This is a genomic window from Maricaulis maris (assembly GCF_049116555.1).
GTDB classification, from domain to species: Bacteria; Pseudomonadota; Alphaproteobacteria; order Caulobacterales; family Maricaulaceae; genus Maricaulis; species Maricaulis maris_C.
In genome coordinates this window covers 256,906-280,056 of the sequence record NZ_JAGDYT010000001.1, presented here as the reverse complement: position 1 = coordinate 280,056, position 23,151 = coordinate 256,906, and the positions used below count along the sequence as shown (strand labels likewise).

The window sequence follows — 23,151 nt, the reverse complement described above, 5'->3', positions numbered from 1 at the left end:
TTCCTGATGGACATCCGCCCGAGCGCACGCGCCGGCCCGGCTTATTGCTCGCCGTTCTCATTGTCCGTTTCGGCACCCACCGCTGGGCCGTCGGCCACCGCTCGCGCGAAGCCCTCGAACGTCTGGTATTCACGACGCAGGCGCCGCGCCAAGTATTCCATTCCCTCGACCGAGAAATGTCCGTCATCGATGAAGAACAACCGTCCCTCAACAGGCTCGAGCGGCAGCCGGTTCTCGTCCCACAGGAAATCGGCAATCTGGAAGAGTGACGCATTCTCCGGCCAGTCTGCAGCAGCGAGTCCGGCCTGCACCTCAGCCAGGTCAGCAGCCTGATGTTGGCTGTCGAGCATGAAGTCGGCCAGTTCACCACGGACATCAGCCGCAATATCCAGCACTTCCGCCCGCAAGCGTCCGCGCGGCCCGAGCACGACAACCTGGCCGGCACGCTCCGAATAATAGTCCAGGGCCTCCTGGAGCTGCGACACTGATGCGACATTCCAATTGTGGGACAGCACAACATAATCAGGCCGCAACCCGGCCTCGAAGGCGTCGCCCAAATGCCCGGAAATGATCCGGCAGGCCGGCGCACGTTGCTCCACGCCCGGAACTGGGACACAGCCCGGCGATGTCATTTGCATCCAGTGCACCCGGCGGAAGGCCCGGGCCAGAACCACCCCATCATCCGCCGCATAAGAGCTGCCAATGATGAGAACATTCGGCTGGGCCTGACCCGGCGCAAGACAGGTTTCAACGCGAAGACGGTTGATATGACGCTGATCCGTTCCCTGCAGATGGCATTCGCGACGCAGGGCCGCAGCGCGAGCGACGCGCTGTTCCGAGTTGATCGCCTGAAGCTCCACGACATTGCTGCCATACCGGCCGGGCCAGCCATCCTGGGTCCACACGATCGCCGCCGCGACGATCAGGACCAGCGCACCCATGGCGCCAAGGAAGCCGACATAGGCATGACTCATCCGGGCGGCGGCTTCACCTCGGAAGGGCTGCTCCACAAACAGGTACATCAGATAGGAGCCCAGCGAGACTCCGACAAAGATCATCGCGCCCGCACCCCAATCCGGCATCTCGCCGAAATAGCTGTGATACATGACGATCACCGGCCAGTGCAGCAGGTACATCGAATAGGATACGAGCCCGACACCAATCGACGGGCGCCACCAGAACATGGCGCCGGACGCCTTCGAGGCGCCGACACCGCAGATCAGGAAAGCCCCAAGGCACGGAATGAGCGCGGTCAGCCCCGGGAAAGGCGTTTCTGACGTGTAGACCAGGATCGGCCCGATCATCATGACCAAGGCGATCACGGTCGTAATTTCCCGGACGACATTGGGCAGCCGCATCAACTGCGGTCGATACCAGGCTGCGATGGCGCCGAGTGCGAGCTCACCGAAGCGGAATGGCAGCATATAGAAGGAAGCGGCGGCGTGATCCCGGAGCATGGCTTGGGCTGCTGCGAAGGAGACAACGGTCAGCGCAATGGCGAGATACGGGAAAATCGCCCGGGCCCGGAGCTTGTAGATGATGAGGATAATGGCTGGCCACAGGACGTAATACTGCTCCTCGACCGACAGCGACCAAGTATGCAGGAAGGGCTTGTTTATGACATCGCTGTCGAAATAGCCCGAAGTCAGCCAGAAGTAGATATTGGACAGCGACAGGATGGCATAAAAGGCCGACTCACCGGCCTCGGCAAAGAAGCGGGGCGGCATGATCAGAGCCGCGGCCAGAAGCGTCAGGACGACCGTCACATAGAAAGCCGGCAGAATGCGCTTCGCACGCTTGGCGTAGAATTCCTTGAACTGGAAACTGCCACCTTCATTGCTGCGAAGCAGAATTCCGGAGATCAGGTAGCCTGAGATCACGAAGAATATGTCGACGCCGACAAATCCGCCCGGCAGAATTCCCAATTCCATGTGGTAGAGGAAGACTGGCAGCACGGCGAGCGCACGCATGCCGTCAATATCAGGCCGGTAGTTTCCGGATACCTTGTCGCCATACGCAGCCGACATTCCGAACATCGCAAGGAATTTCTTGATCATCAAAACCACATGATGTGCAGCGCAAGTCTCCACCGGATACCCGACATATTGCCGGTGCACCCAAAACGGCGCTCGAACTCTGCTGACGCCCCCGAACTCTTTCAGCGGCCTTCATATTCGATCCAAAAGAGGAAGACCACCTCCCTGTTGGCATAGGCGAATTCTCGCCCGGCCTACAGCTTTTGATCAAATTCACCGACGTCCGGATAGCGGGCCAGAATACCTTCAATCGCGTGGAAGACCGACGCAACATCGTCCTGCGACGCGGGGCTCTCGACGACCACCACCAGATTGGGCGTATTCGATGACGCGCGAACAAGACCCCAGGCACCGCCCTCAAGCGTGAACCGCACGCCATTGACCGTGTTCACATCGACGATGGATCGCCCCGCAAGCTTGCCGCCGGCTGCCGCAAGGTCGGACACCTCCGCGACGATCTTCTCGACCACCGAGTATTTCTCTTCGTCGGCGCAGGCCGGCGACATGGTCGGCGATCCGAAACTGACCGGCAGCGCCCGGCGCAGATCAGCCATCGACTTGTCCGGATTGCGTTCCAGCATCTGCAAGACGGCGCGCGCGGCGACCAGGCCGTCATCATAGCCGCGCCCGATTGGCGGCTGCAGGAAGAAGTGGCCGGACTTCTCGAACCCGGCCAGCGCACCCAGATCTTTCGAGCGGCGCTTGATGTAGGAATGACCGGTCTTGTAGTAGTCCGTCTTGCAGCCATGCTCGGCGAGGATCGGGTCGATGCTGAACAGGCCGGTCGATTTCACGTCGACCACAAAGGTCGAGCCAGGATGAAGCGGCGCCAGATCGCGCGCCAGCATCAGGCCAATCTTGTCGGCGAAAATTTCCTCGCCCTCATTGTCGATCACGCCACAGCGGTCGCCATCACCATCGAAACCGAGGCCGACATCCGCACCATGCTCCAGCACGGCGTCGCGCATGGCATGCAGCATCTTCATGTCTTCGGGGTTCGGATTATAGCGCGGGAAAGTGTGGTCCAGCTCGCAATCCATCTCGACCACTTCGACCCCCATGGCACGCAGTGCCTGCGGCGCGAAGGCGCCAGCCGTGCCATTGCCACAGGCTGCGACAACCTTGAGCGGGCGGGAAATGGCGACGTCCTCGGCAACGTCGGCAAGATAGCGCTCTGTCACGCCAGCTTGGCGCACATAGCCGCCGCCGGATCGCGTCTTGGCTTCGCCCGAGAGGACGATTTCCTTCAGCCGACTCATCTCGTCCGGGCCGAAGGTCAGCGGCCGGTTGGCCCCCATTTTCACACCGGTCCAGCCGTTTGAATTGTGACTGGCGGTGACCATCGCAACGCAGGGAATATCCAGGTCGAACTGCGCGTAGTAGGCAACCGGCGAAAGGGCCAGACCGATATCGTGCACCTCGACTCCCGCGGCCATGAGGCCGACCTCGAGGGCCAGCTTCACGCTCAGGGAATAGCTGCGGAAATCATGACCGACGACGATCTTGGGGGCCACGCCGAGTTCATGGATCAGCGTACCGAGGCCCATCCCCAGCGTCTGAACACCATACAGGTTCAGGTCCGGCGCCACGTCTGAACCGGGATGCCCGAACCACCAGCGCGCATCATATTCGCGAAAGCCGGTTGGCTTGATCAGGGCTTCATTTTCGAAAGCCCAGGAATTGGGGGCAAGGCTGGCATGGGGCTTGATCGTCATGGGAACACCGCTTCTTGAGTGACAGTCGGGGTGGGTCTCGCGACGCGCACAGCCCGACGGGCTGTACCCGACGAGTGTTTCTGATTCAGCCTTCGGGGCGTCCAACACTGGTATAAGCGAAACCGGCATTGGTCGCTTCTTCCAGCGTGTAAATATTGCGAAGGTCAACGAGGACAGGCGCCTTCATGGTTGACTTCAGGCGCTTCATGTCGAGCGCCCGGAACTCGTTCCACTCGGTAATGATCACCAGAACATCGGCCCCTTCCGCACAGAAGTACGGACCGGAAACGAATTCGACATTCTGGAGAAGCTTTTCGGCTTCAACAGTGCCGGCGGGATCGAAGGCCCGAACCGTGGCCCCGGCCTTTTGCAGAGCCGGAATGATTTCCAGGCTCGGCGCATCGCGCATGTCATCCGTGTTCGGCTTGAAGGTCACACCCAGAATGGCGACGGTCTTGCCGTTCACATCGCCACCGCAGGCCTCGATGACCTTGCTGGCCATGGCCCGCTTGCGGGCGTCATTGACCTCGACCACCGTTTCGATCAAGCGCAGGGGCGCGTCATTTTCCTGAGCGGTACGGGTCAGGGCGAGCGTGTCCTTGGGGAAGCAGGAGCCACCATAGCCGGGGCCGGCATGCAGGAATTTACCGCCGATCCGGTTGTCGAGCCCGACTCCCTTGGCGACTTCCTGGACATTGGCGCCGACTTTCTCGCAAAGGTCCGCGATCTCGTTGATGAAGGTGATCTTCATCGCGAGAAAAGCATTGGCCGCATACTTGATCAGCTCGGAGGTCCGACGCGAAGTAAAGACGATTGGTGTCTCGTTCAGGAAAAGCGGGCGATAGAGTTCATTCATCGCCGTCCGGGCGCGATCATCATCGGTGCCGACGATCACGCGGTCCGGCCGCTTGAAATCGTCGATGGCGGCGCCTTCGCGCAGGAATTCCGGATTGGAGACAACGGCGAAGTCAGCGCCCGGTCGCGTTTCGCGGATGAGGCGCTCAACCTCGTCACCCGTTCCGACCGGAACCGTCGACTTCGTCACGACCACCGTATAGCCGTCCATCACCTGTGCGATTTCCTTGGCGGCTGCGTAAACATAGCTGAGATCGGCAAAGCCGTCGCCACGACGAGAGGGTGTCCCCACTGCGATGAAAACCGCATCGGCGGCCTTGACTGCTTCCTCGAGGTCCTGGGTAAAGGACAGGCGGCCTTCGCGCACATTGCGCATTACCAGCATGTCGAGGCCCGGCTCGTAGATCGGGATGCCGCCTGATTTCAGCGTTTCGACTTTTGCTGCGTCCTTGTCGACGCAGGTAACTTCATGTCCGAAATCCGCAAAGCACGCGCCGGACACCAGCCCGACATAGCCTGTTCCGATCATTGCGACGCGCATAATTCATCACTCCAGTACCGGTCAGCTCGGGTATCGCCGACCGTGCGAACCAACGCAAGAAGAGAATGCCGCGACGGCCTCACACCCGCTGCGCCGCCGCAGCCGGGCACGAGAACTAGCCCTGCGCCACTGTTTCAATTGCCCCGCGCACATCATCGACAACAGACCGGATCAGCTTTTGCTCACCCTCAGCCATGACGCGAACGACGGGCTCTGTTCCCGAGGCACGAACAACAAGGCGTCCAGCCTTGCCCATCCGGGTCTCGGCGTCCGCAATCGCCGCTTTTACGGCTTCCGACTCAAGCGGCGTCTTGCCGCGAGCGACGCGAACATTCTCCAGTAATTGGGGTGCCGGCTTGAAAACGTTGAGCAGCTCGCTGGCGCGCTTCCCGCTGTCGCCAAGCACACGCAGGACCTGCAGAGCGGCAATCAGCCCGTCACCGGTCGGCGAGAAGTCGGGCATGACAATATGGCCCGACGCCTCGCCACCGAGATTGATCCCGGTTTCGCGCATGCGTTCCGAAACATACCGGTCTCCGACCTGCGTACGCTCGAGTTTGATACCACGGCCGGCGAGGTACTGCTCCAATCCCAGATTGGACATCACGGTGGCGACGATCGCGGGGTGCCGCAATTCGCCAATATCCTGCCAATGGCCTGCCAGCAGCCCCAGGATCTGGTCACCATCGATAACCCGGCCCTTCTCATCGCACAGCACGATCCGGTCACCATCGCCGTCGAGCGCGATACCAAGATCGGCGCGAAACTTGACCACTTCCTTGGACAGGCGCGCCGGCGCCGTGGACCCGCACTCCTCATTGACGTTGAAGCCATTCGGCTCGACGCCGATCGGGATCACGTCCGCGCCGAGCTCCCAGAGCGCCTTCGGCGCGACCTTGTAGCCCGCACCGTTGGCGCAATCGACGACCAGGCGAAGGTTCGACAGGCGCTTGGCGCGCGGGAAAGAGGATTTGACGATCTCGACATAGCGCGCCTGGGCGTCATCCACGCGTTTGGCCCGCCCGAGATCCGAGGGCGCCGCCAGCTCCTCGGAAAGCGAGCCATCCATCAGCGCCTCGATTTCCAGTTCCGCCTTGTCATCCAGCTTGCGACCATCGGGACCGAACAGTTTCATGCCGTTGTCATGATAAGGGTTGTGCGAAGCCGTGATCATGACTCCGAGATCAGCCCGCAAGGAGCGCGTCATCAACGCAACGGCCGGCGTTGGCAGGGGCCCGAACTGGAACACATCCATGCCGACCGAAGTAAAGCCGGCCACAAGCGCGCTCTCGATCATGTATCCGGACAAGCGCGTATCCTTGCCGATCACCACGGAGTGCCGGCCGGTGTGGCGGACGAAATACTTGCCCGCGGCCATGCCCAGTCTCAATGCGGTCTCAGCCGTCATTGGGAAGCTGTTGGTGAGTCCCCTCACCCCGTCGGTTCCGAAGTATTTCTTGCCCATGGCGTCACCCGATTTGCATGTTCCGTCCGGTATATAGAACCTATCTGCTAAACCGAAGTGAATGGGTAAGCTGGACGGTCGCGGAGTGATCGGGTAGGCGTTGAGGCCTCTAGGTGGGGGAAATCTGAATGACGCGTGTGCGCAAGGCTGTGTTGCCGGTTGCCGGCTTTGGAACCCGGGTACTTCCCGCCACCAAGACAATTCCGAAGGAAATGCTGCCCGTCTTCGACCGCCCGGCCATCCAGTATGTCGTCGATGAGGCGCTGGCCGCCGGCATCGAGCATTTCATCTTCGTGACCGGCCGCAACAAGGGCGCAATCGAGGATTATTTCGACACCGCCTACGAGCTGGAGACGAGCCTGGAGGCCAAGGGCAAGGCCGATATCCTCGCCGAGGTCACCAGGACCAAACCTACTCCGGGCTCGATGAGCTTCGTACGCCAGCAGGCGCCGCTGGGTCTGGGTCATGCGATCTGGTGCGCGCGTGACATTATAGGCAGCGAGCCGTTTGCAATCCTCCTGCCCGATGTCCTTGTCCAGGCCGAACCGAGCTGCCTGGCGCAGATGATCGAGGTCTATGACGAGACCGGCGGCAATGTCATCGCGGTCGAACAAGTCCCGGCGGACGAGGTCAACAAGTATGGGATCATCGATCCGGTGTCGCGCGACGGCAATCGCATTCGCATGCGGGGCATGGTCGAGAAGCCACCGGTCGATTCAGCTCCGTCCAACCTCTCGATTACCGGGCGCTATATCCTTCAGGGATCTATTTTCAACTTCCTCGCCGATCAGGCGGCCGGGGCGGGGGGAGAAATCCAGCTTACCGATGCCATGGCGCGGCAGATGGCAAGCCAGGACTTCCATGCGGTCGAATATGAAGGCCAGTCCTATGATTGCGGCAGCAAGCTGGGTTATCTGCGGGCAACGATGGCCTATGCGCGCTCGCATCCGGAGCTGGGCACAGGTGCACAGGCCTTGATCAACAGCTTCGCCAAATCATGAAGCCGCGGCCGGACCGGACCGAACGCAACGCCGTCTCGCGATCAGCTAGCGGGCCTGCCAGGCCTTGAACCATTCGGCGAAACTGGACAGGCCGGCTTCGATCCCGACCGTCGGTGCAAAACCGTAATCCGCTTCCAGCCGTGACGTATCAGCATAGGTGCGTGTCACATCACCCGGCTGCATCGGCAGCATGATTTTCTCCGCCTCAACACCCAGTTCTCGCTCAAGCGCGCTGATCATGTCCATCAGCCGGACCGGCGACGAGCCACCGATATTGTAGACACGGTGCCGCCCTCGATCAGGGGCATGCGACAGCACGCGGGAAACGGCCGCAACTATGTCGTCGATATAGGTGAAGTCGCGTTCCATCTGGCCATTGTTGAAGACCTTGATTGGTCGGCCTTCGAGCATTGCCTCGGCGAACAGCCAGTACGCCATGTCCGGTCGGCCCCAGGGACCATAGACCGTGAAGAAACGAAGGCCGGTGGCGGGGATGTCATAAAGATCGCTGTAGGCCGCAGACATCAATTCATCGGACCGTTTGGTCGCCGCATAGAGCGAGGCCGGGGTCTCAGCCGCATCGCTCTCGCGAAATGGCACTTGCGAGCGCTCGCCATAGACCGAACTCGACGAGGCGTAGACGAGATGCTCGAGATGATCACCGAGATTGCGCGCAGCTTCCAGCACCGACAAATGGCCGAGCAGATTCGACCGCGCATAGGCAAAGGGTGCTTCAAGCGAGTAGCGAACGCCGGCCTGGGCACCAAGATGCAGGATGCGGTCAGGCCGGACATCCGCGACCAGACCTGAGACGGCAGCCTCATCCGCCAGATCCATCTTCTCGAAGCGAAAGCCGGAAAAGCGAGCAAGCTCGTCGAGTCTCGCCTGTTTCAGTGCCGGATCATAATAGGCATTGAGATTGTCGATACCGACAACATCCTCGCCCGCTTCCAGCCGTGCCCGGGCGGCATGAAACCCGATAAAGCCCGCCGCTCCTGTAACCAGACTCGTCAAACTCCAGTCTCCCCCAGCAGACGCGGCTAGCGTCGCTCATTTGTTTCCTAGCACACCCTGCCGCCATGGCGGGGAAGATGCCGTCAAAGACACAGGTGTTTTGCCCCAATGGCGGACTGCGCAACAGCCCCCATGCACATTGATACCCTGAAGCTCTGGCAAGAATGAAAGTGGGGAGACGCCAGGCGCCTCCCCGATTCAGGCTCAGGCCCAACCGTCAGATGACTCGTCCGAAAGAACCAGCATCTGGGCATCGCGCCCGTCGAAGACATCGAGGAAGCCATCGCCCGGCCCATCGAACTCAAAGCGCGACACAAAGAGGGATTCGGCCTCGGCGAGCGGCAGATTCTCGGCTGCCGGCAAGGTCAGCGGCTCGAATACCGGATGCCCTTTCTCGATCTGGGCGAAGTCACCGCTTTCCCCGTCTTCATTGAGCCGGTAGTCGCGCACCAGACCCCGCAGGCCGCTCCCGTCGAGGTCGGGCAGGCTGCCAACATATCCGCGCATATTGCCCTGATCGGCAGACAGGGTCTCCAACAGGGCGAGATCTGCCTCGCTCAGATGCGGATAGATGTGGTGGTGAGGATCCCAGGCGATCGTATCGCCCAATACCGCCATAACCGGACGCTCCGCGTCCCTCAGGCCGAAAGGCAACTCCAGCGGCGCCAGCGCCGGCATGTCATTCGGATCAAGACCTTCCGTCCCGGCATCATTGGGATCACCGAAGTATTCCGGGAAGGAGCCCTCACCGTCATACACAATGTTCTCGACGCTGATCAGCTCCACCGCGCCATCCGGGGACCCGGCGCGGTTATCGGTCACGACAGTGTTGCCCGATCCGTTGGTCGAAACGGTGTAATCGGTCGACGATCCCGAGAAATAGGCCGTGTCAGAACCGGAGCCGCCATCAAAAACATCACTGCCGCCGGAGGCATAGAAGCGGTCAGCTCCGCCACCGCCGGTGATGCTGTTATTCGCATCATTGCCGATGAAGATGTCATTGCCGTTGCCGCCAATGGCATTCTCGATCACCGTGCCGCGCGCGATACCGATATTGCCGTCTCGGCCGTTGAGGCTCGAATAGGCCTGTTCGCGCAGATCGAACGTCTGGTTGGCGCTGGACCCGGAATAGTCCAGCGTATCAATCCCGCCCGTGTCGAAAATGGTGAAGCTGACCGGATTGGTGAAAGCGGTCGCGTCGAAGATCGTGTTTCCGGCGGTAGAATTATAGCCGTAGGTCGTATTGCCGGACCGGGTATTGGTCGACCCGCCATACATGTCCAGAACAGCGATGATGTCAGCAACTTGCGGTCCGATGACATAACCGAAATCGGCCGACGTATAAGTGTTCTCGTTCTGCGAGAAATACGACATCACCGTGGTCTGCCAGGAGTCGTTTAGATAGATGGCATCGACCGCATAGTCGGCTGACCCGTCATAGGGGCCGCCATGGCCGAGACCCAGCGCGTGCCCGATCTCGTGGATATAAGTCTGGAAGGAATAGCCGTCGAGATTGTTCCCGTAGGTCGCCAACCAGTCCGTGCTGACATTCACGCTGGCTGCCGTGATGAACCCACCCGACGTCGCGTCAGGTCCGGCGAACGCCCCGTCCTCGTCATCATCGAAGGTAATCTCGCCACCGACCGCCACTTCGTTGAACTGGATACCGGTAATGTCTTCCCAGAGCTGGAGAGCCGCCCGGGCCAGGGTTTGGCCCGCCAGTGTCAGCGCCGAGATATTGACAGTGATCGTATCGCCGGATGACCGGTCCCATTGCAGGCCGCCGAAGCCATTGGCGTTCAGATAGTCACCGATTTGCTGGTAGTTCCACGCACTGAGCGGGTCGACGTGGTGGTATTCGAATGTGTACTCACCGGTCCGTTCGTCGGTGCTGCCGCCATCCCAGGAATCGACTTCGATGTAATAGGTGCCCGACGTTTCCGCCGTGAAGCTGATCCGGCTGTCACGGATCACGCCCAAGGAAATATCGTCGTTCTCGACAATGATATTGCCGGTCGCATCGAGCAGGCGGATATAGGTATCCTCAACCGGCTCGGCGCCTGTGCCAGAGAGATTGAATTCATAGCGTTGGCCGGCCACCAGCTCGACGCGGATCCAGTCCTCATCACCCGCTGTTCCCAGGTCACCGACATAGGTCCCGCCCGACACCATGCTCACTTCGGTACTGTTATTGTCCGGAACGTCGGCGACCTCATTGTTGATATCGGAAACGGTGATTTCGACATCAAGGCTATTGGACTCCGCGCCGTCCGATGCGGTGACCGTGATGTCGTAGACATTGTCATTATCGGCATCGCCTGGCGCTTCGAAGTCCGGCCGCGTCCGGAAGCTGACCTCCCCGGTCTCGCTGTCGACACTGAACAAGGCAGCGTCGGTGCCGGAAATCGAGTAGATGATGGCATCGCCTTCTGCGTCGGTCGCGCTGATCACGTAGGCCGACGTCTGGTTCTCCGACACAGTTTGCGCGACCTGGGAATTGATCAACGGGGCCCCGGTTTCGTTCAAGTCAGTTACCGTCACCTGGACCAGCTGGGTGCGAACAAATAGCCCATCCGTGACGCGGATGGTCACGTCATAGACATTGTCGAGGTCGGCATCACCGGGCGCTTCAAAGTCCGGCGGAGAGCGGAAACGCAGCTCACCGGTGTCGGAGTCGATCGTGAACAGGCTCCGGTCCGCGCCGCCCGCGGCGAGCGAGTAGGTGAGCGTATCGCCAAAATCGGCATCGGTGGCTTCAGCCGTGTAGACGACCTCGTCGCGACCTTCCTGGATCTCCGCCGTGGTCCCGGAGGTAAACGTCGGAGCAAATTCGTTTTCGCCCGTGACTTCGACAAACAGGGCGTTCCGGCTGACCAGGGCACCATCGGATACTTCAACCGTCAACCGGTAGAAGTTGAGACCGTTCACCGACAGCGGATTCTCGGCGTCGGGTGGAGCCAGGAACTGCAATTCCCCCGTGGTCGCGTCGATCGAGAACAGCGCGGCATCTTCACCACTCAGGGCGTAGGTCACCGAGTCGCCATCCTGATCAGTTGCCGTCGCCGTGTAGAAGACCCCTGCCGTATTCTCTTGGAGGCTGATCGATTGATCAGACGTCATGACCGGGCGGTCATTCCGGTCCTCGACTGTCACGGTGAAGACGAAATCGGTTTCCGAGGTGCCATCCGAGGCCCGGATGGTGATCTCGTAGACATTGTCGCCGTCCACATCTCTCGGATTTTCGAAATCCGACCGTTCCCGGAAACTGAGATCCCCGTTGTTGAAATTAATGGCGAACTGGTCGGCGTCACCGCCGGCGACGATCGTGTAATTGACGGTCCCCGCATCGGGATCCGTCGCGACGGCTGTATAGAAATTGACCCAGTCCCCTTCGCCGAGCGTCACGCTCGACGCCGACTGGAAGACCGGGGCGCCTTCGTCTACATCCGTGACCGTAATCGCGACGGCCTGGCTCGACTCGAAGCCGCCATCACTCGCCACGACATTGATGTCATAGACATTGTCGCCATCGGCATCGGTCGGAGCCTCATAATCAGGCGGCGTGACGAAGCTGACATCACCCGTCACGGCATTGATCGTGAACAGGGCCGCATCATCGCCCGTGAGGGCATAAGTTACCGCCGCGCCTTCCGGGTCTGTGGCCGCCGCCGTGTAGATCACACCCGCCGAGTTCTCGGCCACGTTGGCCGACGCGCCCGACGTAATCGCCGGGCCTTCATCAACATCATTCACCGTGATGCGAACGGCCTGGGTCGTGACCGTGGCGCCATCATTGGCCCGCACGACAATGGAATAGATATTGTTGCTATCGCCATCTGCCGGCGCTTCAAAATCCGGCGGGGTGACGAAACTCACCGCTCCGGTGGCCGAGTCGATGGTGAAAAGCGCATTGTCACGGCCGCCACCCAGCGAATAGGTGATCGTATTGGCATCCGGGTCGGTCGCCGCGGCCGTATAGACAACGCCACTCGCATTCTCATTGACGCTGGCGGTCGATCCCGATGAAAACACCGCAGGTCCTTCATCGACACCGGTCACGGTGATTGTCACCGACTGATCCGTGGTCAGGCTGCCATCCGAGGCCGTGACGGTTATCTCGTAATTATTGTCGCCATCGGCATCGGCTGGACTTTCAAAGTCCGGCGCCGCGATAAAGCTGACCGCACCCGTCGCCGCATCAATCGTGAACAATGCCGCATCCGCGCCAGACAGGGCATAGGTCACAGCCTCGCCCTCCGGGTCTGCGGCCTGAGCCGTGTAAACGACTCCGGCCGTATTCTCGGCTACGCCCACACTCGCTGCGGAGGTGAAGGCCGGGGCCTCGTCCAAATCACCGACGGAAATGGTCACGGTCTGGTCGGTCGTATTGGTGCCGTCCGAGGCCCGGATCGTAATCACATAATCATTATCGGCACCGGAGTCGCCCGGATTTTCAAAATCGGGCGGCGCGTTGAACGTCACGGCACCGGTCGAGCTGTTGATGGAGAACAGGCTCGCATCGGCGCCGCCGCTGATCGAATAGGTCACCGTATTGCCGTCGGCATCCGTCGCTGTGGCTGTGTAGACCGTGCCGGAAACATTCTCGTCGACACTGGCCGTGCTGGCCGAACTGAAGACCGGCGGATTGGTATTCGTCGGCGGCGTGGGCGTCGTGGGCGTATTACCGCCACCACCACCGCCGCCGCCGCCGCCGGCCGCTGCACCAAGCAGGCCGGCGCCACCGAGCAAACCGAGGATGGCCCCGCCGCCGCCCCCAGCCGCTGATGCGGCTGCCACGCCGGTCAGGGCATTGGCCTCGATGGCCGCATCCGAGAGATAGACCACACCATCTACGACCGAGACGTCCTGCGCGGGGATGAGGACTGTGCGACCGTCCGCCATCACCAGCTGGACCGACCCGTCGGCGCCCATTTCCACGCGGGAAACCCCATCGACGCCCGAAAGCGGCGAAAACCCGTCAGGCGGCGTCGCCGCGGCCTGAGCCTGGGTACCACCCGCCAGCAGAACAGCCCCGCCGGTCGCCATCACGGTGGCCAGGAGCGCCTTGCGCGCGGTGGATGCGGTCTCGCTTTTCTTGGCAGCAGGCATGTAGATCTCTCCCGACGATCATTTCGTTCACAGTCTTTCGACGAAACCGGGGCTCCGATCAGATGCCGGAGCCTTGGCTGGTCGTCCTTCCCCCCCCGAGATCCGCATTTTCAGGCGCGGTTCGGTCCTTGCGCGGAACCCGATGGCGACCCCGGATTCCCAGTCAAACGGCCTTGCCGATCAGGGCCGCACCTCACCGTCCACACGATCACGCGGGCGTGGCATGCGGTCGGTCAGGCTCATCAACTCCAGCCGCTGGCGCAGCAACGAGAAGCGCGCGCCGATCACGTCCAGCTCTGCACGCTCATAGCCGAGGCGCGCGTCGATGAGATCAGGCAGCGTGCCCAGCCCGAATTCAAACTCGCCCGAAATGGCGTCGAAATACTCGTATTGCGATCGAGCGACAGCTTCGCGACGAATGAGCTGGGCTTGCAGCGATATCGTCCGGCGAAACACAATCTCGGACTGCTCGCGCAGTTCGCGCTGCATGCTGCGAAGGCCACTTTCCTCCTGCTCCATCCGAGCAATCGCGCGCTCATTGCGCGCCTGCAGCGCCTCGCCAGTATAGAGCGGCATGGAAAGGTCGACACCGATCCGGTCGCGCGCGTCCCAGGTTTCGCTGAAATCATCATACACGTAGGAGGCTATTCCAACCGCCTCGACCACGGGCAACCGACTGCGCCGGGCGCGCTCACGCTGGGCATCCAGCACGCGCACAGCTTCTGCCTGGGCGGCGAGATCCGGATTTCGTGCCAAGGTGATGTCGACCGCATCATTGACCGTCGTGATCCCGCGCAAAGAGCGCGCGAGGTCATCCGCCGCCGCCTCGGCATCACAGAATGCTCCGGGGGCATAGCCCGTATACTCCCGGATGCGGGTGGCGGCGCGGTCGCGCATGAAACCGAGTTCCAGGGCGTCAGCCTCGGCTTCTGCCAACTGGGCCGCAATCTGCGCACTATCGGCGCGTGTCGCCCCGCCGGTCGCCAACAAGGCCTCAACCGACGCCCGCTGGCGTTCGAAATACGCTCGACGATCTGCGATCACATCGATCATGGCCTCGGCCTCCAGATGCGTCAGATACGCGTCTGCCAGCCGTCCGGATGCATTGCTTTGTTGAGCCCGCAGCTCATAGGCCCGCTGGTCTATCGTGCTGCTGGCCGCCGCCATGGCATAGTGTGAATCACCGAAGTCCCACAAACGCTGCGACAGGCGGAGACCAACCTGGTTCTCGATCTGACTGCCGGTCAGCCCGCTATCGCCGGACGCGGAGCGGCCGAAGGTTGAGACTTGGGGCAGACGCAGCGACTCCGCCTCACGATAATCTGCAGCGGCCTCGTTCTGGCGCGCCATGGCGCCGGCAATCTCCGGTGCGCGCTCTGCGGCAATCTGCAGTGCATGGGTGAAGGACAGGCACTCGCCCACCCGCGTCAGGGCCTGGGCCTGCGCGGGCGCCGAAACGGCAGCCAACCCGACCCCGGTCATCAGGACCGCGCAGCGCAGGGTGGAAAGAACACGACACATCATCATCGGCTCACCCGGTCCGGGCGCCGCGGAAGAGCGACTCACTGATCGGCTCGAGGAGATAATCCAGCGTGGTCCGGCTCGAGCCGGAGAAAATGAACACCTCGACCGGCATGCCAGGAATGACATCCAGCTCGCCCAGACGCGCCGCCTGGTCAGCCGGGATGCGAATACGCACCTCGTAGTAAGAAACACCCGTATTCTGATCAGTCTTGAGATCGGCGCTGACGCTGATCACCTCGCCATCAAGGCGCGGCGTCATCCAACTCTTATAGGCCGTCACGCGGGTTCGAACCGCCTGTCCCTCATAGACAGCAGCGCGGTCGGCAGGCTGGATCCGGACCGATGCCGTCATTTCACCAGCAGCCGGGACAATTTCCAAAATGGCCTCGCCCGGCCGGACAACACCTCCGCGCGTGGCAAAACGCAGATTGAGAACCTCCCCGCCCTGGGGAGCCAGAACGACGGACCGGTTGAGAACGTCCTGCGCGGCGGACAGCCGCTCGGTGGCCTGTTCCAGCTGGCTACGGACTTCGAGCTGGTCGACAGAGATCTGGCGCGCGAAAGCAGCCTCGGTCTGCGCGATCTGGCCGGTCAGGTCTTCCTCGAGCGTGGCCGCCTGTTGGGCTTCGGTCCGCAAGCGGGAAATGTCTGCTTCCAGCGTCGCCACATCGCGTTCCATGGCCCGCAATTCGTCAAGCCTGGCCATCTGGCGCTGATACCGGTCGCGCAGAAGCGAAACCTGGCCCTCGGCGACCGCGAGCACGCGTTGAGTGACGCGGATCTGCTGAGCCTGCAGCTCGCGTGACGACTCGGCACCATCTCGACGAGCGGTCAACACGGTGACATCCGCTTGGAAGGATTGGGTTTGCTGGCGGAAGAGATCGCTCTGGCGCGTCACCACGGCCTCGCGTTGCGCAGCAGTGAGGTCAAGCGCGTCGAGCGGCGAAAAGTCTGGCTCCTCGAGCCCGTCACGCAAGGCGGCGAGGCGCTGTTGTGACCCGGTCAGCGTGGCAATTTCCTGAAGCAATTCATCCCGCGCCGCCTCGGAGGCTGTCTCCTGCAAGGTCAGGAGGGGTTCGCCAGCTTCCACCCGGTCGCCGTCGCGCACCAGCAATTCCTCAATGATTCCGCCCTCGAGGTGTTGCACGACCTGACGGTCATTCTCGACCACGATCTGACCAGCCGCCGGGACCCCTTCGGCAAGCGGTGCGAAACCAGCCCAGGCGAGAAAACCGCCAAGCCCGATCAGGCAGACCACCGCCGCGCGCCGCACGAATCTGTCGCCCATGAGGCTCGGTCCCTGGTTACTGTCTGCCATCAGGCCGCCCCCCCGCGACCAGCAGCCTGACCGCCCGCGCCTGGCCCGGTGGCCAGTTTGAGGAATTGCTCGGCTGGCGCCGCCATGACATCCCCATTGCGGACCAGAAGCACGGTCTTGGCGCGTTCGATCACGCGTCGATCATGGGTGGCGGCGAGAATGATCGCGCCGCGTTCGGCGGCCTGGCGCAGCGCATTGACCAGGCCCGGCGCCGCGGCCGCATCCAGATTGGCGGTCGGTTCATCAAGAAGAAGCAAAACCGGATCGCCATACAGGGCCCGCGCCAGGCCAATCATCTGACGCTGACCAGCCGACAGATGCGTGCCGCCCGGCCCGACCCGCGTATCGTAGCCGTCGGGCAAGGCGAGGATGGTTTCATGGGCCCCTGCAGCGCGCGCCGCAGCAATGATGGCGTCGCTATCGGTTTCGCCAAGTCGCGCGATATTCTCACCAACCGTGGCCGGCAGAAGCTCGACATCCTGCGGGACATAACCGACATGGCGCCCACGATCAGGGCCTGGCCAGTCGTGAAGGTTGCGCCCGCCCAGGCTAATGGCTCCCGAGCCGGGCTGCCAGGCACCGGCCAGAGTCTGGAGGAGGGTCGTTTTGCCGGCCCCGTTTCCACCGGTGACCGCAATCAATTGCCCCCCGTTCGCGCTCCAGCTGAAAGGCCGGATTTGCGGTCCTTCAGCGCCAGGAACCACGACGGACAATCGGTCCAGCTTGAGGTCCGCCGCCGGGCGCGGCAATGGCGTGTATTGCGGCTCGGCTTCCGTACCGTCGAGGCGCTCCATCAGATCTTTCCAGGCCGACCAGGTCTGGATCGTATTGCGCCAGCTACCCACGATCTGGTCGATCGGACCCAGTGTCCGGGCCAGAATGATAGAAGAGGCGACAATGGCGCCAGGCGAGATTTCCTGGCTCAGCGCCAGCGCGGCCCCGCCGCCAAGGACACAGATCTGCAGCACCTGACGTGTCGATCGGGAGATCGCGGAAAACTTGCCATCCTGTTTGGCCGCGTCGAGCGAGAAACCCTGACCGGCTTCCTGGCTGGCCCGCCAGCGCCGGTAGGCCGCCGGCACAAGGCCCATTGCCGCCATTGCCGAGCGCTGCCGCTCAAGTCCCGTGGCGAACTCGCCGGCACTACGCAAGGCGCCCTGGGAGAATTGCCCGGCCTGGCGGGTGGTCAACTCAGCGGTCACAGCAACCGCGAACACGACAATGGCACCAACGAGACCGATCGCTCCGAGCACCGGGTGGATCAGGAAAAGAACAACGAGGAAAAGCGGGGCGAACGGCAGATCGGCGAACGGCATCAGGCTGCCGGATTGCAGGGCCGTCTGGATCCGCTGAACGGCGCCAAGGTCTCGCGCAAGATGCGGTTGTCCGGAATCGGTCTCGAAGCGCGAGAATGCGAGGGGCATCAACAAGGCATCCAACTCCTTGCCAGCGAGCGCGCTGACCCGGCGGCGGCCGGCTTCCGCCGCGCCGTAAATACCCAGCAGGAAGACGGCGAGCACGGACAACCAGATCAATGTATCGATCGAGCCCGAGGAAAGGACACGATCATACACCTGCAGCATGTAGAGCGGGGAGACCAGAAGCAGGATATTCGAGGCAAGGGAAAACCCGGCCAGCCCCGCTATGTAGGGGCGCAGGCGCTGCCTGACTTGCAGGGCTAGAGGTTCTTGCATGTTTACTCCCACTCAGGCGGCAAGCCGAAACCCCTGCACCTTGCGGGTGCAGGCCGGGTCACCATTCCTCCGCTTGGGAAGATAGCGCCCAAAGCTTGATTTCACCAGCGCTGACGCGGGGTTGTGTGCAGAAACCGAACGTTATTTGAGCCCGACACGCAGCAAGTCGTGCAAATGCAAGATTCCGACCGGTCGCCGGGCATCATCGACAATAAAGAGCTGAATGATCTTCGGTTGTCCTGCTGTCATGAGACGAAGGGCATCAGCGGCGAGCATGCCCGCCTCACCGGTGCGCGGACCCGCAGTCATCACGTCACCGGCACGCTGGTCCACCAGACCGGCACCCATGTGGCGGCGCAAATCGCCATCAGTGATGATCCCGGCCAGCTTGCCAGCCTCATCGACGATGCCGGCACAGCCAAAACTCTTGGTCGTCATTTCGATGAGAACATCGCTCATCGGGGCATCAGCCCCGATCAAGGGGACAGCTTCGCCAGCATGCATGATGTCTCCGACGCTGGCGAGCGCGGCACCGAGCGCACCGCCTGGGTGAAAGGTCTTGAAGTCGGAAGCGGTGAAGCCGCGAGTCTCGAGCAAAGCCACGGCCAGGGCATCACCCAGCGCCATCATCAGCGTGGTGGAAGTCGTCGGAGCCCGGGTCTCGCCACAGGCTTCCGGCGCCGCCGGAATGAAGAGGCGATAATCGCCGGCCCGGCCCAGCGTACTGTCCGGCTGCGCTGTCATCGCGATGAGCGGCACGCCGAAACGACGGCAATACGCGATCAGATCGCCGAGTTCCTTCGTTTCACCGGATTTGGACAGGGCGAGGACCGCATCGCTGGCCGCGATCATGCCGAGATCACCATGACTGGCCTCGGTCGGGTGGACATAATAGGCCGGGGTTCCGGTGGACGCGAGCGTGGCAGCGATCTTCCGCGCGACATGGCCGGACTTGCCCACACCGGCGCAGATCAGGCGACCCTCGAGCCGGCTGAGCCGCTCGATCGTTTCCGCAAAGTCGGACCCGATTGATTGCTCAAGCGCGACCATGCCTTCGCATTCCGTTGCGATAACACGGCGGGCGGATTGCACGGAATCATTCTGGGACATGCCGTCTCCTCTCGGTCGACCCGCGCGGTCAGAGCAACACGACGCCGGATCGGGAGACCCCATACCAGAACCGCGCACGTCCGGGGAAGAGACGTGCGCGGCTAGTGCGGCAAGATGCGCCTGGCTCTTGGGGGACGGAGAAGAGCCTCACATCCGGTCGCCGCTAGTCGGGGCGCATACGTCATGCCTTGGGTGTGGGTTCTTTGAAGAACCAGGCCCGCCCCGGAAACCTGCACTCGTTTTATAACACAACCCGATTGCGAAGCCTAAGCAAAAACTGGAACCTGCGCCCTCTCCTGTGCGCGTCTTGCCCCGCAGGCTCTGCCGGGCTATCGCTGCGCGAACAGGGACCAATTGGGAGTCGAAACATGCCGCAACTCGCCCTCATTCGGCACGGCCAGAGCGAATGGAATCTGCAGAACCGCTTTACCGGCTGGGTGGATGTCGACCTGACCGATGAAGGCGTTGCCCAGGCGAAGCGTGCCGGCGACCTCCTGGCTGAAACCGGCTTCGAGCCCGACCACGCTTTCGTTTCAGTGCTGAAGCGCGCCATCAAGACGCTCAATTTCACCCTCGAAGGGCTCGATCGCCTGTGGATCCCCGTTGAAAAATCCTGGCGGCTCAATGAGCGCCATTACGGGGCCCTCGCCGGGCTCAACAAGGATGAAACCCGGGCCAGACATGGCGATGAACAGGTCAAGGTCTGGCGCCGTTCCTTCGATACGCCGCCCCCGCCATTGGCCGAAGATCACGCCTATCACCCGGTCAATGACACGCGCTATTCGCATGTCCCGCGGGACATGCTGCCGGCCTCGGAATCCCTGAAATCGACCCTCGACCGGGTCGAACCCTATTGGAGTTCCGACATCCTGCCGCGCCTGCAGAAGGGCCAATCCCTGGTTATCGCGGCACACGGCAACAGCCTGCGCGCCCTGGTCAAACTCCTTTTCGACGTATCCGATGCCGACATCATGGAAATCGAGGTTCCGACCGGAAATCCGCTCCTGATCGACCTCGAGGATGACGGGCTGAAAATCACGGCGGCCCGCTATCTCGATCCCGATCGTGCCAAATCCCTGCCACCGCTTCCGGGCGCATGAGCACGGTCGACGACCGACGCTACATGGATCTGGCACTGGCGCTCGCGCGGGCCCAGCAGGGCCGCACGGCGCCCAACCCCGCCGTTGGCTGCGTCCTGGTCAAGACCGGGCGCATTCTCGCCACCGGTTCGACCCGCGATGGCGGGCGTCCGCACGCCGAGCGCGTCGCGCTGGACACGGCGGGCGATGCGGCAAACGGGGCCACGGCCTATGTTACCCTTGAGCCCTGCGCACACCATGGGCAGACCCCGCCTTGTGCCCAGGGTTTGATCGATGCCGGCATTACCCGCGTCGTCATCGCGTGCCGCGATGAGTTCCCGCACGTGGCTGGCAAGGGCGTGGCAATGCTCCAGGCCGCCGCCATAACAACCGAAATCGGACTGGGCAGGTCCGGCGCCCACGCGCTCTATGCCGGCTTCTTCCAACGACTGGAGACGGGCCTCCCCGAGGTCCGGGTTGATGACCGCGCCCAAGGCTATGATGCGGAACTCCGGGCCAAAACGATCGAGGCCGCGGAGGCAGAACTCAGGGACCATGGTCGTGCTGGCATGAACCGAATCCGTATTGCGCCCGACCATCCGCTGGCCGGGCAGGATTGGCTGCCTGCGCGGCCCGACTGATGGCACACTGGCTGTTAACGCTCCTCCAGTAAGGTGTCCGCCTGTAAATGACACCGACAGGACCGCGCCGATGACGGGCCGCAAGATTGAATACAAGACGCTGACGCAGGACGAAGTCGACGCCATTTGTGCCCGACATGAGCGCCTGTGGTCTGGTCGTTCCGGTGGCGCACGGGCAAGTTTCGCCTACACCATTCTGGAAGATCTGGTCCTCGCCAATCGCGACCTGTCAGACGCTGATTTCAGTGGCGCTGTCCTTCGCGGGACCATTCTGTCCGGTTGCACGCTCAACAGCGCGATTTTCTTTGCGGCAGACATGCGGCGCGCCAATCTGGAGGGTGCCTCCCTGCGCCGCGCCGATCTGCGTGGTGCGGTCATGCGCGGCGCCAATCTGACCGGGGCGGACCTGACCGAAGCCGACCTTCGCGAAGGTGCGATCGCCCAGATGGACAAGGAAAAGGGTCTGGCGATCCTGACCCACAAGACCCAGGAGAATGACGCCGGTACCGCCAACTTCACCGGCGCCAACCTGTCGCGCTCCAAGATGGCGGGCATCGCGGCCCAGAAAGCCGACTTCACCGACGCCATGTTGCTCGGGACACGACTGATCCGAGCCAATCTGCGCGGCTCCTCTTTCCAGGGCGCCAATCTGGAAGGGGCCGACCTTTCCGGCGCTGACCTGACCGATACCGATTTCACCCATGCTGTCCTGATTGGCACCAAGACCGTCATGGCCAAGAAGCAGGGCATGAATACCGACGGAGCGCTGACCAGCGCACCGGTCGGCATTGACGCCAAGGAGCTCGAGCAACCGGTTGCCGACCAGATTGCCGAACATGTCCGGTGGTGCGACACCAATGGCAAGGAAGGCAAGCCTTCCCTGTTCGACGGTACCGATCTACGGGGGCTGAACTCATTGGCCGGCAAGACACTGACGGCCTTCCATGCTCGCGGAGCGACCCTGTACGGCCTCGACCTTGAAGGGGCGCAATTGCAGGGTGCACGACTGGAAAAGGCCGATCTGCGCATGGTCAGCCTGCGTGGCGCGGATTTGCGCGGCGCCGATCTGACCGGGGCCAATCTGTCCAATGCCGACCTTCGCGACTGCCAGCTCGGACCCCTGCTACTCGAAGGCAATCGTCTGCTGCCCGCCTCAATCGCCGGCGTCCGCGCGCGCTACACAGACCTGCGGGGCGCCGACCTGCGTCAGATCAAGGCAAGCGGTGGCGATTTCTCCTATGCGACCCTCAACGGGACCAATGTGAAGAAGGCCATCTTCAACGGCTCTTGCTTCACCGGGGCGAAGGTTGATGAAGACTTCGTCGATGAAGTGGATTCTGTCGACGGCGCGGTTGATTTCAACGCCGCCTGACACGCCCCGGAACGCCAAAAGCGCAAAGAAAAAGGCGGCGAGCTTGCGCTCACCGCCTTGAAGGACAATCGGAGGGGAGTTCAGTCCGTCAGCGACGGGTCAGGCGGCCTTGGTCTTGCCACCCTCGATCAGCTGTGCGCGGGTTGAACCAACGCCGGACTTGATATCGATCCGCTTCGGTTTGGCCGCTTCCGGAATTTCCCGGACCAGACGAATTTGAAGCAGTCCGTTCTTCAACGCGGCATCGGCCACTTCGACATGGTCTGCCAGGTGGAATCGGCGCTCAAAGGACCGCTCGGCAATCCCGCGATGCAGGAAGCGACGATCATCAGTGTCCGACTTCTCGACATTCTTGCCGGAAACGGTCAGGACAGTTTCCTGTACCTCGACCACGAGATCCTCGTCGCCAAAACCGGCGACTGCCAGTTCAATCAGGTACTCGTCATCTGCGACGTGCTGGATATTGTAGGGCGGATACCCCTGAGACTCGATCTTGGTCGCCGAGTCCATCATGTCCGCAAGCCGGTCAAAGCCGACAATCGAGCGGTAAAGCGGTGTGAAATCAACAGTTCTCATATCAGTCCATCCTCCTTCAGAGCGATAAACAGGCCCGGCAGGCCGGGCGATTGAAACAAAGCCAGATCACTAGGATCCTGGCTGGTCTTGCGGGCCCCGTC

General features: G+C 62.0%; 15 protein-coding genes. 4 read left to right on the top strand and 11 right to left on the bottom strand.

Translation table 11 applies throughout. The features are described from left to right. Positions 1–41: 41 nt before the first annotated feature. The 4 genes from JXQ94_RS01190 to glmM form a co-directional block, all read right to left on the bottom strand. Positions 42–2,057: an acyltransferase family protein gene (locus JXQ94_RS01190; RefSeq protein WP_421922000.1), complete on the bottom strand. Its 2,016-nt coding sequence runs from the start codon at positions 2,055–2,057 to the stop codon at positions 42–44. Positions 2,058–2,230: 173 nt separating this feature from the next. Then, the gene (locus JXQ94_RS01185; RefSeq protein WP_421921999.1) at positions 2,231–3,751 is read right to left on the bottom strand and encodes a phosphomannomutase/phosphoglucomutase; all 1,521 of its coding nucleotides are present in this window, start codon (positions 3,749–3,751) and stop codon (positions 2,231–2,233) included. An 85-nt stretch (positions 3,752–3,836) separates the two neighbouring features. Then, positions 3,837–5,147 (bottom strand): UDP-glucose dehydrogenase family protein, encoded by a 1,311-nt coding sequence (locus JXQ94_RS01180; protein ID WP_421921998.1) that lies wholly within the window; start codon positions 5,145–5,147, stop codon positions 3,837–3,839. 115 nt (positions 5,148–5,262) lie between these two features. Further along, the gene (glmM, locus tag JXQ94_RS01175; protein WP_421921997.1) at positions 5,263–6,612 is read right to left on the bottom strand and encodes a phosphoglucosamine mutase; all 1,350 of its coding nucleotides are present in this window, start codon (positions 6,610–6,612) and stop codon (positions 5,263–5,265) included. Positions 6,613–6,740: 128 nt separating this feature from the next. On the opposite strand from glmM, the gene galU reads away from it, so the two are divergent. Further along, positions 6,741–7,613, top strand: coding sequence for a UTP--glucose-1-phosphate uridylyltransferase GalU (gene galU, locus JXQ94_RS01170; RefSeq protein ID WP_421921996.1), 873 nt, complete (start codon positions 6,741–6,743; stop codon positions 7,611–7,613). A gap of 45 nt (positions 7,614–7,658) precedes the next feature. Here galU and JXQ94_RS01165 read toward each other — a convergent pair whose 3' ends face one another. From JXQ94_RS01165 to JXQ94_RS01140, 6 genes are all read right to left on the bottom strand, one after another. Beyond that, positions 7,659–8,627, bottom strand: a complete 969-nt coding sequence (locus tag JXQ94_RS01165) for an NAD-dependent epimerase/dehydratase family protein (protein ID WP_421921995.1) — start codon at positions 8,625–8,627, stop codon at positions 7,659–7,661. Positions 8,628–8,831: 204 nt separating this feature from the next. Beyond that, a complete protein-coding gene (locus JXQ94_RS01160) occupies positions 8,832–13,736 on the bottom strand; it encodes a cadherin domain-containing protein (RefSeq protein WP_421921994.1) in 4,905 nt (1,634 codons plus the stop codon). Positions 13,737–13,916: 180 nt separating this feature from the next. Beyond that, complete coding sequence (locus JXQ94_RS01155) at positions 13,917–15,302, bottom strand: TolC family protein (RefSeq protein ID WP_421921993.1); 1,386 nt, start codon at positions 15,300–15,302, stop codon at positions 13,917–13,919. Continuing rightward, the gene (locus JXQ94_RS01150) at positions 15,268–16,548 is read right to left on the bottom strand and encodes an HlyD family type I secretion periplasmic adaptor subunit (protein WP_421921992.1); all 1,281 of its coding nucleotides are present in this window, start codon (positions 16,546–16,548) and stop codon (positions 15,268–15,270) included. Before JXQ94_RS01150 ends, JXQ94_RS01155 begins: the two co-directional genes overlap by 35 nt. Positions 16,549–16,577: 29 nt before the next feature. Further along, positions 16,578–18,272: a type I secretion system permease/ATPase gene (locus JXQ94_RS01145; RefSeq protein WP_421921991.1), complete on the bottom strand. Its 1,695-nt coding sequence runs from the start codon at positions 18,270–18,272 to the stop codon at positions 16,578–16,580. A gap of 141 nt (positions 18,273–18,413) precedes the next feature. Beyond that, a complete protein-coding gene (locus JXQ94_RS01140; protein WP_421921990.1) occupies positions 18,414–19,382 on the bottom strand; it encodes a KpsF/GutQ family sugar-phosphate isomerase in 969 nt (322 codons plus the stop codon). A 368-nt stretch (positions 19,383–19,750) separates the two neighbouring features. Here JXQ94_RS01140 and gpmA point away from each other — a divergent pair, with 368 nt between their 5' ends. The 3 genes from gpmA (at position 19,751) to JXQ94_RS01125 (ending at position 22,474) form a co-directional block, all read left to right on the top strand. Beyond that, positions 19,751–20,482 (top strand): 2,3-diphosphoglycerate-dependent phosphoglycerate mutase, encoded by a 732-nt coding sequence (gene gpmA, locus JXQ94_RS01135; RefSeq protein WP_421921989.1) that lies wholly within the window; start codon positions 19,751–19,753, stop codon positions 20,480–20,482. After that, positions 20,479–21,102 carry a bifunctional diaminohydroxyphosphoribosylaminopyrimidine deaminase/5-amino-6-(5-phosphoribosylamino)uracil reductase RibD gene (ribD, locus tag JXQ94_RS01130; RefSeq protein WP_421921988.1) on the top strand — a complete coding sequence of 208 codons (624 nt, stop codon included), beginning with the start codon at positions 20,479–20,481 and terminating at the stop codon, positions 21,100–21,102. The genes gpmA and ribD overlap by 4 nt, the downstream gene beginning before the upstream one ends. A 70-nt stretch (positions 21,103–21,172) precedes the next feature. Beyond that, positions 21,173–22,474 carry a pentapeptide repeat-containing protein gene (locus tag JXQ94_RS01125; protein ID WP_421921987.1) on the top strand — a complete coding sequence of 434 codons (1,302 nt, stop codon included), beginning with the start codon at positions 21,173–21,175 and terminating at the stop codon, positions 22,472–22,474. Positions 22,475–22,573: 99 nt separating this feature from the next. Here the strand turns inward: JXQ94_RS01125 and JXQ94_RS01120 are convergent, their stop codons facing one another. Beyond that, positions 22,574–23,050, bottom strand: a complete 477-nt coding sequence (locus JXQ94_RS01120; protein WP_421921986.1) for an Hsp20 family protein — start codon at positions 23,048–23,050, stop codon at positions 22,574–22,576. Positions 23,051–23,151 lie beyond the last annotated feature (101 nt).